Origin of the sequence: Clostridium cibarium (assembly GCF_014836335.1) — a bacterium.
Taxonomy (GTDB): Bacteria; Bacillota; Clostridia; order Clostridiales; family Clostridiaceae; genus Clostridium; species Clostridium cibarium.
Genome location: NZ_JACSRA010000038.1, coordinates 1 through 14,398, shown reverse-complemented (window position 1 = coordinate 14,398; position 14,398 = coordinate 1). Strand labels below are relative to the sequence as shown.

15 protein-coding genes and 1 riboswitch are annotated in these 14,398 nt (G+C 28.4%); of the genes, 10 read left to right on the top strand and 5 right to left on the bottom strand.

The features are described from left to right. The first annotated feature begins 112 nt into the window (after positions 1 to 112). The 6 genes from H9661_RS17655 to H9661_RS17630 all read left to right on the top strand — a co-directional run bounded on the left by H9661_RS17655 (position 113) and on the right by H9661_RS17630 (position 4,840). Positions 113 to 1,099, top strand: coding sequence for a flavodoxin family protein (locus tag H9661_RS17655; protein ID WP_143318506.1), 987 nt, complete (start codon positions 113 to 115; stop codon positions 1,097 to 1,099). Between the two features lie 50 nt (positions 1,100 to 1,149). After that, complete coding sequence (locus H9661_RS17650) at positions 1,150 to 1,344, top strand: hypothetical protein (RefSeq protein WP_143318505.1); 195 nt, start codon at positions 1,150 to 1,152, stop codon at positions 1,342 to 1,344. Positions 1,345 to 1,491: 147 nt separating this feature from the next. Beyond that, positions 1,492 to 2,139 carry a leucine-rich repeat domain-containing protein gene (locus H9661_RS17645; RefSeq protein ID WP_143318504.1) on the top strand — a complete coding sequence of 216 codons (648 nt, stop codon included), beginning with the start codon at positions 1,492 to 1,494 and terminating at the stop codon, positions 2,137 to 2,139. A 229-nt stretch (positions 2,140 to 2,368) separates the two neighbouring features. Further along, complete coding sequence (locus tag H9661_RS17640; RefSeq protein WP_143318503.1) at positions 2,369 to 2,911, top strand: GNAT family N-acetyltransferase; 543 nt, start codon at positions 2,369 to 2,371, stop codon at positions 2,909 to 2,911. 248 nt (positions 2,912 to 3,159) lie between these two features. Beyond that, a complete protein-coding gene (locus H9661_RS17635; protein ID WP_191770085.1) occupies positions 3,160 to 3,615 on the top strand; it encodes a DUF2798 domain-containing protein in 456 nt (151 codons plus the stop codon). A 220-nt stretch (positions 3,616 to 3,835) separates the two neighbouring features. Further along, complete coding sequence (locus H9661_RS17630; protein ID WP_243240492.1) at positions 3,836 to 4,840, top strand: alpha/beta hydrolase; 1,005 nt, start codon at positions 3,836 to 3,838, stop codon at positions 4,838 to 4,840. A 64-nt stretch (positions 4,841 to 4,904) separates the two neighbouring features. On the opposite strand, the gene H9661_RS17625 is transcribed toward H9661_RS17630, so the two are convergent. The 3 genes from H9661_RS17625 to H9661_RS17615 all read right to left on the bottom strand — a co-directional run bounded on the left by H9661_RS17625 (position 4,905) and on the right by H9661_RS17615 (position 7,294). Next, the gene (locus H9661_RS17625) at positions 4,905 to 5,669 is read right to left on the bottom strand and encodes a DODA-type extradiol aromatic ring-opening family dioxygenase (protein WP_191770083.1); all 765 of its coding nucleotides are present in this window, start codon (positions 5,667 to 5,669) and stop codon (positions 4,905 to 4,907) included. Between the two features lie 24 nt (positions 5,670 to 5,693). Continuing rightward, positions 5,694 to 6,578: a GNAT family N-acetyltransferase gene (locus H9661_RS17620; RefSeq protein ID WP_191770081.1), complete on the bottom strand. Its 885-nt coding sequence runs from the start codon at positions 6,576 to 6,578 to the stop codon at positions 5,694 to 5,696. Between the two features lie 125 nt (positions 6,579 to 6,703). Beyond that, on the bottom strand, positions 6,704 to 7,294 hold the full coding sequence (locus tag H9661_RS17615) for a hypothetical protein (protein ID WP_191770079.1): 591 nt from the start codon (positions 7,292 to 7,294) through the stop codon (positions 6,704 to 6,706). A 241-nt stretch (positions 7,295 to 7,535) separates the two neighbouring features. On the opposite strand from H9661_RS17615, the gene H9661_RS17610 reads away from it, so the two are divergent. The 3 genes from H9661_RS17610 to H9661_RS17600 all read left to right on the top strand — a co-directional run bounded on the left by H9661_RS17610 (position 7,536) and on the right by H9661_RS17600 (position 10,949). Next, positions 7,536 to 7,883: a hypothetical protein gene (locus H9661_RS17610; protein ID WP_191770077.1), complete on the top strand. Its 348-nt coding sequence runs from the start codon at positions 7,536 to 7,538 to the stop codon at positions 7,881 to 7,883. Positions 7,884 to 8,102: 219 nt separating this feature from the next. Continuing rightward, positions 8,103 to 8,202, top strand: a riboswitch (purine riboswitch). A 63-nt stretch (positions 8,203 to 8,265) separates the two neighbouring features. Then, positions 8,266 to 9,258, top strand: coding sequence for an adenosine deaminase (add, locus tag H9661_RS17605; protein ID WP_191770075.1), 993 nt, complete (start codon positions 8,266 to 8,268; stop codon positions 9,256 to 9,258). A 695-nt stretch (positions 9,259 to 9,953) separates the two neighbouring features. After that, positions 9,954 to 10,949, top strand: coding sequence for an HD-GYP domain-containing protein (locus H9661_RS17600; protein WP_143318496.1), 996 nt, complete (start codon positions 9,954 to 9,956; stop codon positions 10,947 to 10,949). 80 nt (positions 10,950 to 11,029) lie between these two features. On the opposite strand, the gene nudC is transcribed toward H9661_RS17600, so the two are convergent. Both nudC and H9661_RS17590 read right to left on the bottom strand, forming a co-directional pair. Next, a complete protein-coding gene (gene nudC / locus H9661_RS17595) occupies positions 11,030 to 11,851 on the bottom strand; it encodes an NAD(+) diphosphatase (protein ID WP_143318495.1) in 822 nt (273 codons plus the stop codon). 187 nt (positions 11,852 to 12,038) lie between these two features. Then, the gene (locus tag H9661_RS17590; protein ID WP_143318494.1) at positions 12,039 to 12,419 is read right to left on the bottom strand and encodes a L,D-transpeptidase; all 381 of its coding nucleotides are present in this window, start codon (positions 12,417 to 12,419) and stop codon (positions 12,039 to 12,041) included. A gap of 498 nt (positions 12,420 to 12,917) precedes the next feature. Here H9661_RS17590 and H9661_RS17585 point away from each other — a divergent pair, with 498 nt between their 5' ends. Beyond that, complete coding sequence (locus tag H9661_RS17585) at positions 12,918 to 14,270, top strand: glycoside-pentoside-hexuronide (GPH):cation symporter (RefSeq protein WP_191770073.1); 1,353 nt, start codon at positions 12,918 to 12,920, stop codon at positions 14,268 to 14,270. The last annotated feature ends 128 nt before the right edge of the window (positions 14,271 to 14,398 follow it).

The window sequence follows — 14,398 nt, the reverse complement described above, 5'->3', positions numbered from 1 at the left end:
AAGTTTTTCAAAATGGAAAAGAAATTTAACTTACAGATAACAGTGGACTTTTGATATAATTTTATGGTAAATAATGAATTATTAAATAGGTAATGTAAAAGGAGAGATAATATTGAAAGTATTAGGTATAACATGTGGAAGAAAAATGGGTAATTCTGAAATACTTGTTAAGGAAGCGCTAATGGGGGCAGAAGAAAAAGGAGCAGAGGTAGAGCTTATAAGACTTAACGACTTAAATATTAAGAATTGTACAGGATGTAATGCTTGTGTTGTAAGTTTACTAGAAAAATCTAGCTCTGGAGAATGTGTTATTAAGGATGATGACTTTAAATTTATCGAAGAAAAGATTATGGAGTGTGATGGATTAATTCTTAGTTCACCAATTTATGAAAAAGGGCCTACTGGACTTTTGAAGATATTAGCAGATAGAATGGGACCATCTCATGATGTTGCATTTAGATTTATATCTAAAAGAAATCGCGACGAGAAAGGAATAACTAAAGGTAATTCTGTTGATGAAAGGTCATTTAAGACAAGAGTGGCATCACTTATAGCAGTGGGGGGAAGTGAGTGGGATACTCTAGCTCTTCCATTAATGCACTTGTCAGTTTTATCAACACATATGGATGTGGTAGACAAAATATTAATTAATTGGACAGGCCTTCCAGGGAGTGTAGTATTTAATGAGGAAGCAATAGCTAAAGCAAGAAAATCAGGAGCTCATGTAGCTAAATGTTTATTAGAGCAAACTGACAGAATAATTTCAGATAATAAAGAAATACCAGAATATATTGGGGAGATAGGATTATGCCCTCTTTGTCATTCAAAACTTATAGAAGTAAGGAATGATGATAAGAATTATCCTGTAGTATGTGCTGTATGTGGAGTAAAAGGAACGTTAAATGTAGTGGATAATAAAGTTAAATTTGAGATATCAGAAGAAGATAAAGTTCATTCTCACATAAGGCTTTCTGGGAAATTTGAGCATGGAGATGAGTTAAATAATGTAGCATTAAAACCAAATCCTAAAGTTAATGAACTACCTAAGAGATTAAAGAAATATAGAAAGTATTTGGTATATTCTAAACCAGAACGATAATAAATTTGAATTAAAATATAGGAATATTAGAACAATATAAAGCTAAATAGTTGAATGATAAAACATTTATACCACATATTACAATAGGTAATTTTACATCAAGAGAAAAGTTAAATAAAGCATTCAATGATAATAGATGTATTAAGGAAAGATTTCATTCTACTGTAGATAAAGTATCTGTTGAAATTATAGATGACAATGAGGATTATATTATTGAAATGGAGATAGATCTATATGAATATTAGAAAGCTAATTATAATCTTATTTAGAGGGCAGATACAATCTACTCTCTAAAATTTTTATATACGTGAAAGAGAAAATTACAAAAATACGATTAGTTTCCATTTAAGTGATATAATGTAGTAAAAATACATATAGCAAGGGGAAGAAAAATGTTAAAAAAAGAAAAAAGAATAATTATAAAACTATTACTTTTAACCATGTGTACAAGCCTTATGGTGAGTGTAAAAATTTCAGCAATGGAAAACAAACAGGAATTTATAACAAATGATGTAAAAACTCTAACTGTCAATAAAGAAAAGGATTTCACTTTTGATGAAAAAACAGGAACAATAACAAATTATATTGGTACTGATACTACAGTAGTTATACCAAGTAGAATTAATGGTATTTCAGTAATTAATATAGGAAGAGAAGCTTTTTATGATAAGTATAACATCACAAGTGTAATAATTCCTGATAGTGTAACTAATATTGAAGAAGAAGCATTTTGCGAATGTGCTGTCTTAAGAAATGTTGTTATTGGTAATAATGTAACCAATATAGGTGTAAACGCTTTTAGTGATTGTATTAACTTAAAAAGCTTAGTTATCCCAGATAGTGTAAGTAAGATAGGAGATTTTGCATTTTTTTCATGTAATAGTTTGACAAGCGTGGAAGTTGGGAAAGGTATAATCAATATAGGAAGTCAAGCATTTTCCTATTGTTCAAATGCAGTATATTATGTGCATGGCGAAGAAGCAGAGCAACTTTTAATTAATGCTGGGGCAGAAGAAAGTAAAATAATATTAAAACACTAACAATAAATATTTATGAGCAATTTAAGATAGATGATTAAAACTTAATAGTTTTGGTTATCCTTAAATTGCTTTTTTTTGTTGTAAAAATATTAAATAGCAAGTTGAAATTATGAATAAGTTCTTTTAAGATAAATAAATAATTAATTATGCTCACATAAATATGTCTTCTTTTTCAATTTGGTATAATTAGGTAAAGGTTTCATGAATGCAAAGTAAAGGGGATGGTTTCATGAGTATATTTAAAGAGATAGAAACTAAAAGATTAATAATTCGTAGGTTCAGGGAGGAAGATTGGAAAGATATATATGAATATTTATCTGACGAAAAGGTAGTTTATTATGAACCTTATGAAGCATTTACAGTTCAAGAAAGTAAAGAAGAGGCAATTAGTCGAGCTGGAAGTGAAGAATTTATAGCAGTATGTTTAAAAGAGACAGGAAAAGTAATTGGTAATTTTTATTTTGGAAAGAGAGAGTATGATACTTATGAATTAGGATATGTATTCAATTCTAGTTATTGGCACAAAGGTTATGCAACAGAAAGCGCTAAAGCGTTCATGAATTTTGTTTTTAAAGAATTGAAAGTACGTAGAATTATTGCAATGTGCAATCCGGAAAATGAATTATCATGGAAATTACTTGAAAGGCTAAATTTGATTCGTGAAGGATATCTTCGTAAAAATATATATTTTAAGATTAATGCAAATAACGAGCCTATTTGGCAAGATACTTATGAATATGGAATACTTAGAGAATCATATTATTCAAAATAGATATTAAATGACAGTATGGTGTGAAAATTTATGCGTTAATAACTAAAACTTAATATTTTAAGTGAATACTTTTAAAAATTAGAAATGAATAAGTTTACAAGTTTGTTGAAAACGTGAGCATATATTAATAAAAAATGTTTGTTAAATAATAAATCAGAAAATGCTTACGAAGAGGAATGTTGGCTGATAAAATTATTATGTAGGTGAAGATCTTACATAATAATTTTATTAACAAAGGAGAAATTTTTATGCCTCAAACGAAAAAAGAAAGTTTAATTTATACAGTTATGATGTGTGCCTTTATGGTGTTTTTTATGAGTATTTATAATGTATTTTTACGTACTGGAAGTTTATCTATAGAAACTATAAATAGTGTATTAGATGAATTTATATTAACTTATATAATAGGTATTATATGTGACTGGTTTATAGTTTCAGGCCCTGCTAAAGGGATAGCTTTTAAGTTTATAAAAAAAGAAGATAAGCCAGTGAAGAAGATAGTTCTAATATCATCATGGATGGTATGTGGAATGGTTTTATGTATGTCATTATATGGTTCAATAATGAATGTTGGAGTTACTTCGGAGTTGCCAAAGACATATATTACTGCCATCGGATTTAATATTATTATGGCATTACCGCTACAGTTAATAATTGCTGGACCAATCATTAGATTTTTATTTAGTAAAGTTTGTCCAAGATAGTTTATATAATTTATAGGTATAGTTAAAGTATAATAATTTAAAGATGATAGTCATTTTTTTCTTTTTAATATAACATATAAAGCAAAGAACTTGGAGCCTATATAATAACTATTAAAAATAGTTTATTTATATAGGTTACTTTTTGTATAACGATATTATTGGTTTAACATATAATTGATTAATAAGAAATATATACTAAAGTGAATGATTGGAGAGATGAATGATGATTAATGAGAATTATGCTTTGTGGGAGAAAGGGGAGTATAAATATGAAGTTAAAGGGGATTTTATTCCTAATTTAGTTACTTACATTCATAATGATGATAATGTAAGACCAGCTATTATAATAGTTCCAGGTGGTGGATATCGTATAGTAACTCCATTAGAGGGGGAGATTGTTGCAAAAGAGTTTTACAAAAATGGATATAATGCTTTTGTTTTAACATATACAACAAATTGGTTATTAAGAACACCATTAAAATTTCAGCCATTACAAGATTTATCAAAGGCAGTTAGATTAATTAGAAAGGAAGCAGAACAATTTCATATTGATAGTGAAAAATTAATTTTATGTGGATTTTCAGCTGGGGGACACCTTTGCGGCAGTTTAGCAGTTCATTATGATGCAAAAGAATTAAAACTTAATAACGAATATGATTGTTATAGTAATCGCCCTAATGCAGCAATATTGTGTTATCCAGTTATTTCATCAAGTGAATATGTACATAGGGGGTCATTTACTGCTCTTTTAGGAGAAAATGCAACTAGAGATGAATTAGAATATATGTCGTTAGAAAAACATATAACAAAGAATACACCACCTGTATTTCTATGGCATTCGGTGACAGATAATTCTGTACCAGTAGAAAATAGTTATTTGTTGGCCAAATCATGTAAAAAGCAAGGTGTAGTATTTGAACAGCATATTTTTGCAAATGGAGTACATGGAATGTCATTGGCTAATGAAGAGTGGGCAACTGGCGACTATGGTAAGGATTATACTATGGAGCAATTGTTTGAAACAGCAGAATTTTTATTGGAAAACCACATGGAATTACCTGAACCTTATAAAAATATAAGAGAAATTCCAAAAGGAGTTAGTGTTAGAGATTTAATTATAAAAGAAAAAATAAGGCAACACGTATTATTAGCGGAATCAGATGAAGGAATAGCTGTTTGGCCAAAACTAGCTTGTAGCTGGGTGAATAAAGTTTTAAATAATTAAATAAAAGTGTAAAGAAAAGAATTTATTATATTAAATTCTTTTCTTTACATGTTTCTAAAAATTTTTAGAATTCAAAACAAAGATAACTTAAATTTCCTAATTGGTAATCTCTAAATATAATTTTTGGGGTTAGCTTGGGGGTGCTTCCTAGTGAAATGAACAATGGAACAAAATGATCAGCGGTAGGAACTGCTAAATTAGCATTTGGAGCAATATTTTTATAATTATAAAGAGAATCTAAATCATTTTTCTCTATTTTCTGAATTAACCAATCATCAAATTCTTTAGCCCAAGCATCGGTAACTTTACTTTCAAAATCAACTAACCTTAAATTGTGAACTGTGTTTCCGCTGCCAATAATTAAAATATCTTCACAAGCTAGTGAATTAAGAGCATTGCCAATTTTAATTTGATTTTCAATAGAAAGAGTGGAATTTATAGATACCTGAACAATTGGTATATTTGCCTTTGGATAAAGATGTTTTAGAATTGTCCAAGAACCATGATCTAATCCTCTAGTCATATTTTTTTCTACTCTAATACCTTCAGCGGTTAGTTTGTTTTCAACTTTTGTAGCTGTTATACTAGAACCTTTAGCTGGATAATTAATTTTATATAGTTCGTCAGGAAATCCATAAAAGTCATAAATTGTATTATATACAGAATCAGCAGAAGAAATAGTAAGCAAATTGTTATCCCAATGGGATGTAAATATAACTATAGCTTTGGGATTAATATTATTTCCAAGATTATTTAAAAATTTAGTATAGTTTGTTTCTTCAATAGCCATCATGGGAGAACCGTGGGCTAAAAATAAAGGCTTTATCATATAACAAAATCCTCCTTATTGAGTTTAAGTGTTTATAGAATAGTAATTCATTACAGTTTTTTCTTCAAATCCACAGTATTTATATAAGTTTAGGGCGGTACTATTTTTGCATTCAACATCTAATTCAATATAAGAGATGTCTTTCTCATGTAATAAGTTTAAAACCTCCTTCAAAGTTTCTTTACCATAACCTTGACTTCTAAAGTTGGGCAATATACCAAATCCGAATATATATACTGAATTATCATTATATTCAAGACTTATTTTGCCTATGATTTGATCCTTTAGAATAGTTAAATATGTGTATTGGTTTGAAATTTCTTCATTAGCAGACTCTTTAGTTTTCTCGTCAAGTCCCCAGTATAGTGAATTTTGTCTAGCTATTTCCTTTTTATCAGATTTTTTCGCAAGCCTTAAGGTAATCAAATTCTTTTTTTCAAAAGAAGGTATATTAGGTAAATTCATTCTATATTCTGAAAAATCATATTTTCCATGAACAGATTTTATAAATTCAATTCCTGAGCTTGATTTAGCATCTGTTAATAGTAATATTTTACGGAAGTTTCTTTGATTACATTCATTCATTGCTAGAGAAAAAAGCTTTTTAAAAAAACCTTTTTTTCTATAATTAGGATGAGTCATCCCATTAATTTCACCTATATTCTTTCCGAAGCATGAAATTCCAAGATAAGATACCAAATTGCCGTTTATATAATAGAGAAATTCATTGATGTTATCTGAGTCAATTTCAGAATTTGTGTATAAATTTAGTTTATAATCTAACTCAAGTTTTAGGGTGATTTTATCAGTTAGGATGCAGTAAGCTTCAAGTTCATTAATTTCTTTATATTCTTTTGGGGATACATATTTTTTAAAACTAATTGTTTCATTAAATCTTTTTATAGACATTTTATAATTCCTTTCACTGTGTTATTAAATAAATTAACTTTTTAAGAAATGGATAAAAAAAATCCGTAGAAATCAACTTTAAAATGACGTTTTCTACGGAGTCAGGAACAGAAAATCAAGTTATTTTATTTATAAGGACCTATTGAAAATTTAGATATTTTCCAATTCTTATCAAAAGCAAATCCACAAATTACTTTACTGAAGGTTTTGCCACTTTCTTTTGAGTCTTTATCATTAACTACTTTTACAGTTGCAGTAAAGGAAACAGCTACTAATTCATTATCTGTATCTTTTTTTATTGCAGTGTAAGTAATGTCTTGTAATTTTGAAATATGTTCATTTTTAACTAAATTATCGATTTGTTTTTGTAATACATCATCAGAATAATTTGCCTTTAGGTCATCACTCATATAGTTTACAAAGTTTTTAAGTGTATCAACATTATCAGTTTTATAATCATTATTTAATGTCATTTTAGCAAATTTATCAGTTGATTCTACTATCTTTGATTTTTCTTCATCTGTAAAGCTGCCATCAAAAGAAGTGTTTTTTAAGGCTTCTTCTGGGGTTTTGGAAGTATATTCAGCATTGGTTTCAACTGAATTATTATTTTCTGAACTTTTAGACGTATAGTTATGGGCAAAGAAGCTGATTACGCCAATAATTCCGATTACTATAAATATAATATTTTTCTTGTTAAATTTAAATTTTTTCATCTAATTTCTCTCCAGTATAGTAGCCTAAAAGCCATTGGTAAAAATATATGTAGTAACTTTTAGGTTTCTTTAGTAATTTTGTTATATGAATATAGTAACATTTTGTTTTATAAATGCCAAGATTTTTTGAATAGGTTATCATAATCAAAAAAATGCCATTCAAGGTTTGCAAATATAAGCTAAGATAATTCACAATTTTTTATTTTATTGAATATCATGATAACTGAAAGGAGATGTTAAAATGGAACAAGGTCAAAACCAGTACTACAACGACTTAAATAATATGAAAGAACAGTGTAAGAATTGCATGCATTTTCATATTATGGTGACAATGAAGGATGGAAATACATTTGATGGAATTATTGAGAGAGTAGATAATGACCAGATTGACATGATGGTTGGAGAAGATGTAATGGAAGGGGAAGGAGAAACTCAGAATTTTGGACAAATGCAAAGACGTCCAAGAAGAAGATTTAGGAGGTTTAGGCACAGAAGATTCCCAATAGGAGCTTTAGCAGCTTTATCTCTAATTAATTATCCTTACATTATTCCACCATATCCATATTATCCACCATATCCATATTATTAATGAAATATAAATAAGGGTTAAGATCCTGTAACTTTGGATAATAAAGTTACGGGATTTTATAAATTTATAATTATCTAATGTTTCGATAGCTAAAGAGCAATTATATTAGGCAAAGGAAGAGCTAGAAGAGTTGATACTAGCCTTACAAAAATATGATTCTCATAGCTATGGAACTATTGAAGAGTAGGTATTGACTTGACAATAATATTTAAATTTAGTATAATTTCATAAATTAAGTTTCGTATAACTCCGATAATATGGTTTGGAGGTCTCTACTAGGAACCAATAATTCCTAATTACGAAGAAGGTATATCTTTTATATAGATATACTTTCTTTGTGGTTAGGAATTTTTTTTATAAATAAATATACTTAGGAGGAAAAATGAATTTTATAGATTTACCCAAAATTGAACTTCATTGCCATTTAGATGGCAGTCTTAGGCCAGAAACAATAGTAGATATAGCAAAGAAAGAAAGTATTATAATACCTTCTTATAATATTGATGATATTAGGGAAAAAACTGTTATACCATTGGAATGTAAATCTCTAAATGAATATCTAAAGGCCTTTTCTATTCCAAATTTAGTAATGCAATCAAGAGAAAGTTTAAGGAGAATTACATATGAACTTTTTGAGGATGCTGCAAAGGAAAATGTCAAATATATGGAGGTTAGATTCGCACCTGTACTTCACACAGCAAAGGGATTAGAAATAGGAGAGATAATAGAAAGTGTTATAGATGGTATTAGAGAAGCGGAAGAAAAATATGATATAAAAGGCAATTTGATTTTATCATGTATGAGAAATATGTCTTCAAATAAAGCTCTTGAGGTAATAGAAAAAGGAAAAGAATTTTTAGGAAAAGGAGTTGTGGCAATAGATTTATGTGCAGCAGAAGAAGAAGGGTTTTGTAAAAAGTTTGTAGAACCAATAGCTTTAGCTAGAGAATATGGATATAGAGTAACAATTCATGCAGGAGAAACAGGAATAGGTAAAAATGTATTAGAAGCAGTTGAACTTTTAGGAGCAGAAAGAATTGGACATGGTATCTTTATAAAAGACTGTGTTGAAGCATATGAAGTGGTGAAGGAAAGAAATATAATTCTTGAAATGTGTCCCACAAGTAATTTACAAACAAAGGCGGTTAATAGTTACAACGAACATCCTATATATAACTTCTATAAGGATGGAATAAAAGTAACTGTTAATACAGATAACAGAAGTGTATCAGATACAAGTATGTCAAGAGAGCTAAAAATAGTATCTGAAGAATTTAATATTACTTATGAAGATTATAAGAATATATATTATACTAGTATTGAAGCAAGTTTTACTGATTTAGCAACAAAGGAAGCTTTGAAAAAATTGATATAGAATTTTAGGAAAAAGAAAATAGTTAAATTGTGACAACCACTACCTGTATTAAAGTAGTGGTTGTCATTATTTTAAGAAGGTTAATAAGTATTTTTTAAATAAATAGGAATTATTAAATTAGTGATTTGAAAGAAGAATATTTTTAGCCTTGTTGATGGTATTTAGTATTATCTTTATGATTTATGGGTTTTCTTAGTGAGTCAAAGTTATTAATTGATTCTATTTGTTCTATATTTTTATTCATTTTTACGTTTTTTGTTTTTTTATTTCTGTTCATGTGAAGGCTCCTTTCCAGTTAAGATGTAGTTTTGGAGTTGCAATTATAGTTTTTGTAGATTTGAAAATCATATGTGTGGGAGTTTCTGAATAGGTTGGTAATTAAGAAAACCAATTATAGAGTTAATGATTCTTTTGTAATCAGTGTTTTATCCTTGTTATAAATTAAATCAAGAATAAGTTTATGAAAACTTAGCAATATATACAAAATGTTCTGAAATTTAATAATTATTCATTTTATTTTTAGATAAAATAATTGCCTTAATTAGGAGTTTATTATGTAGAAAGTTTTAAAACTCAGTGTAAAAAGGAACCTGAACATCCTCCTTATTACATAATAACCACAGATTTACCTTTAAAAAATTTATTTTTATGCTATTGTAATGAATATATTAAAGCATTTGAAGAGGTGACATAAGATGAAATTAGTTTTAGTAAATGATAACTTAGTTGGAGAGGTTTTAGCAAATCCTATATATACAGAAAATGGAATGCTATTTTTCAATAAGGGAAATGTAATAAGTGAAACTGTTATAGCGAGGCTTAAGAAAATGGGTGTTACTACCTTATATATTGAAGATTGTAATGATGAATTAAATTTACAGGAAGTTTTACCTGCACCTATAAAACTTAAAGCCGTTAAAGAATTAAAAGCAGTATTTGAAGAAATAAAAAAAAGAGAATATATAAATGAAAAGAGAGTTGTAGAAATTATTGAAATATTAACGGAAAATATTAATTTATCAGAAAATGCAACAATGATAAATAATCTAGTTCAAAGTGATGATGTTTCTCAAATGGCTGTACATTCACTGGATGTAACTCTTTTATCATTAATGGTTGGTATTAGAAAGAGGTATGATGAAGAGAAATTGGTTAGATTGGGAATTGCGGCCTTATTACATGATATAGGTAAGTTATTTTCTAATGATATTACTCATGTGAAAAAGGGACAAGAATTAATGAAGAGAAATCCAGCAATTATGTCTACTACATATATGGCTGTATATTATATGTATGAAAGAGAAGATGGAAAAGGATTATTTGGAATTGAAGGAAAAAAGGTACATGAGTTTGCTAAAATACTAGGAATTTGTAATGAATATATTAATAGCATAAATAATAATAATGGAGAAGAAGCGATACTTCCGCATGTAGCTGTAGAAAAGATAACAGTAGAAGCAGTAGATAAATTTGGAGAAGATACATATAAAGATTTTATGCAAAGTGTTTATTGTTATCCTAATGGGTTACAAGTCAAATTAAATAATGGACAAACAGCTGTAGTTACAATGCAAAATAGTGGTGCTAATACTAGACCAACTTTGGCTATTGATACAGGGGATGGATTTAAGTTTTGTAATTTAACTGATGGTGAAAATCTAACGCTATTTATTGAAGAAGTAATAATGTAATAAAATTTGAGAATATTGTATGTAGAAATGTTTAAGAACCGCTAAATTCTTAGTTTAGCGGTTCTTAAAGTTTTATTACATTACATATTATCTTTAAATTTACATATCATTTCATTTGTAAGACTTAGTCCATCATATTCTATTTCAATTTCATCTCTTTTAATCCATATTGCTTCTGAAAGTTCACTTTCATCCATAGTTATTAAGGAGTCTCCATCAAGTTCTGCAAAATAGCCTATAAGTAGGCTTTCTGAAAAACCCCATGGCTGAGATTTGTAGTATCTTATATTTTTAACCTTTACCCCAACCTCCTCCATAACTTCTCTTTTAACAGCTTCTTCAGGAGTTTCACCAATTTCTATAAAACCTGCTACTAGTGCATGTTTTTTATACTCTCTTCCAGCATATTTAGTAAGTAGCAATTTATCACCATGAGTAATGGCTACTATAACAGCAGGAGAAATCTTCGGATAAACCATATTTCTACAATCTTCGCAATACATCATTCTTTCTTTGTCATCAGGAATTAACTCATGTCCGCACCTTCCACAATACTTGTTATTTTTATACCAACAGTTTAAGTGATAAGCTGTAATACCTGCAAAGGCATTATATTTTGGTACAGCAGTTCTGAATAGGCTTATATTTTCAAATGAAAAATTATTGATTTCTATGTCAATTTTAACTTGAGCAAGAAAAAATTCCTTCTCATCAATTTTAAATAAATATATGTAAGTAGCATTAATATGGCTAAAGTCGCTATATTTAGGGTAATAGATTTTACCTTTACTATTATTTAAAAGAATATTGTTTTCGTTGAAGCATAAAATAAAGCTGTCTTCATTTGGAGTTTTTTCAACGTATTCGTTGTGAAATAAATTAGGATGTATATCTTGAATCATATTTTCATTTCTCCTTACTTCTTTTAGAGTGTTAAAAACAGAAAACAGGCTTGTCCAACTAAGCTTGTTTTCAAAGTACATGCTATCATTTTAACATTAAATATATTTATTGCAACAATGTACTTTTATAAGGTAGTAATTAAATAATAAATCTCCTTAGCATAGTTAATATGCTAAGGAGATTTAGCTATATAATTTCAACAGGTGTATTAATTGGTACTAGATTATAAAGTTCAATTATATTTTTATTATAAGTTCTTATACATCCATTTGAAACAGCCTTGCCAATAGAACTCGGATTATTTGTACCATGAATTCCATAATCTCCATTAGGTGCATTTAGTCCCAACCATCGAGAACCAAAAGGCCCCCCAGGGTTATAAGCTTTATTTATAATTTTAAAATTTCCTTTAGGAGTAGGAGTAGAAGGTTTGCCAACAGCTATGGGATAGGTTTTAAATAATTTTTCGTTTTTAAATAAAGATAGTTGTCTATTTGCAACATTAATTTTAATTTTGTATTGAGAAGCTCGGTGAGTATCTTCTTCATTAAAAAAATATATATACATATTACCTCCGAATAATGAGAAAGTCTTATTATAATATGAAAAAAATTAAATTCTGGAACTAATAATACGGAATAAATAAACATGATAGTATGTATATTCCTTATTTTACATTGTTTTTCATTTAAAAAAGTAATATAATAGGCAACGAATTGATGTATACATGACAAATTATAAATAAAGAAATATAAAGATTAGAAAGTTTTAATCGTATTTCTAAGGAAATATGTTTCAACCATAATTCTTAAAATAGTACAACAGCAATAAATAATATTACATAAATTCAATAAAAGAAATTTTTTTAAAATTCAGCTGTAATAAAATGTATTTAAATGGAATATAAGGATGAAACTTTTGGAGTTACTACTAAATAATAAAGTATGTATATATCAATTTAAGTAAAGATTTTACACAAGAAAATAATAGGAAGTATTTTGTGAAATCTAGCTAGATGAAATAATAAAAAAGAATGATAAGCAGTATAAAAAGGAGTAAAAAATTATGAAAAAATTATCTTTAAAAGAGAAAATATCCTATGGATTTGGAGATTTTGGAAATGGATTCATGTTCGATTTAGGACAAGCATATCTTTCTAAGTTCTTTACTGATGTATGCAATATTCCAGCTACAGCAGCAAAGAATATTTTTGTAATTACTAAGATATTTGATGCATTTATGGACCCTATAGCTGGATCAACAATAGACTCTAGAAAGCCAGGGAAGTTTGGTAAGTTTAGGCCAGTTATGATGATATCAAGTATTATACTTGCAGTACTAACAATAGTAACATTTATTATGCCAGATATGTCTATAAGGAATAAGTTGATTTATGCATATGCAGCTTATATGATATGGGGATTTGTATATTCATTTACAAATATTCCATACGGATCACTAGCATCTGTTATGACCCAAGATGTTGATGATAGAAGTCAAATGGCAACATTTAGACAAGCAGGTTCTTTAGGTGCTCAGTTAATTACTGGTATAGCCTTTGTTCCTATACTTACATATTTTACAGATCCTAGAATTGGATATCCTGTAGCTGCAACTATAATGGCTCTAGTAGGGATAATTTCATTCTATATTTGTTTTAGAAATACTAGGGAGAATGTTAAACCTAAGGGAAGAACCCATGAAAAATTGACTTTTAATGATTACAAAAAAGCAGTTTTCACTAACAAACCATTAATAGCTGTAATTCTTATGACATTATTCACAATATCAGCAATGAATGCGAATAATCAAATGATGATATATTACTGCCAATATGCTCTTGGAGATATTAAACTTCAACCTCTTGTGAATACCATAATGATTGGATGTTCTATTATTGGTATTGCAGCTATTCCAAAGCTTGTAGCAAAATTCGGGAAAAAGAAAACTGCTATGATAGGCTTTGCTATTGGAATAGTAGCAAATGGATTAAATTTTGTATTGCCAGCTAATTTTTATACTTTTACAATACTTGTTACAATAGGTTATGCAGGTTTAGCTATACCAAATGGTGTAACATGGGCATTTGTTTCTGATGTTATTGATTATGGTGAATGGCATACAGGAAAGAGAAAAGAAGGAATAATATATGCTGCATTCAATTTTGCAAGAAAAATAGCGCAATCAATAGCAGCATATGTGACTTTAGGTGCTTTAGGGTTAACAGGATACATACCTAATGCAGAACAAACTTCAGGTGCGTTACTTGGAATGAAAGCTGTAATGGCATTATATCCAGCAGTAGCGTTAACTATAGCGGCTATTATAGTATTTGTCTTATATGATTTAACAGATGAAAAGTACAAGATAATAGTAAAAGATTTAGATGAGGGGAAATTTGAAGATAAAATCATGTAAATTGTATTAATGCATATAAGAAGACTTATCCGTGTTGGATGAGTCTTTTTATATATGTGTGCCCAGCATGGGCACGTACTAGTCGGTGAAAGTCCGATATGGGGGTTGATAGTGCCAACCATTAGCTT

What these genes read in the sequence shown, in the direction of transcription:
- H9661_RS17645 (WP_143318504.1), top strand. Translation starts at nt 1,492, where the DNA reads ATGTTAAAAAAAGAAAAAAGAATAATTATAAAACTATTACTTTTAACC.
- H9661_RS17640 (WP_143318503.1), top strand. Translation starts at nt 2,369, where the DNA reads ATGAGTATATTTAAAGAGATAGAAACTAAAAGATTAATAATTCGTAGG.
- H9661_RS17635 (WP_191770085.1), top strand. Translation starts at nt 3,160, where the DNA reads ATGCCTCAAACGAAAAAAGAAAGTTTAATTTATACAGTTATGATGTGT.
- H9661_RS17630 (WP_243240492.1), top strand. Translation starts at nt 3,836, where the DNA reads ATGATGATTAATGAGAATTATGCTTTGTGGGAGAAAGGGGAGTATAAA.
- H9661_RS17625 (WP_191770083.1), bottom strand. Translation starts at nt 5,669, where the DNA reads ATGATAAAGCCTTTATTTTTAGCCCACGGTTCTCCCATGATGGCTATT.
- H9661_RS17620 (WP_191770081.1), bottom strand. Translation starts at nt 6,578, where the DNA reads ATGTCTATAAAAAGATTTAATGAAACAATTAGTTTTAAAAAATATGTA.
- H9661_RS17615 (WP_191770079.1), bottom strand. Translation starts at nt 7,294, where the DNA reads ATGAAAAAATTTAAATTTAACAAGAAAAATATTATATTTATAGTAATC.
- H9661_RS17610 (WP_191770077.1), top strand. Translation starts at nt 7,536, where the DNA reads ATGGAACAAGGTCAAAACCAGTACTACAACGACTTAAATAATATGAAA.
- add (WP_191770075.1), top strand. Translation starts at nt 8,266, where the DNA reads ATGAATTTTATAGATTTACCCAAAATTGAACTTCATTGCCATTTAGAT.
- H9661_RS17600 (WP_143318496.1), top strand. Translation starts at nt 9,954, where the DNA reads ATGAAATTAGTTTTAGTAAATGATAACTTAGTTGGAGAGGTTTTAGCA.
- nudC (WP_143318495.1), bottom strand. Translation starts at nt 11,851, where the DNA reads ATGATTCAAGATATACATCCTAATTTATTTCACAACGAATACGTTGAA.
- H9661_RS17590 (WP_143318494.1), bottom strand. Translation starts at nt 12,419, where the DNA reads ATGTATATATATTTTTTTAATGAAGAAGATACTCACCGAGCTTCTCAA.
- H9661_RS17585 (WP_191770073.1), top strand. Translation starts at nt 12,918, where the DNA reads ATGAAAAAATTATCTTTAAAAGAGAAAATATCCTATGGATTTGGAGAT.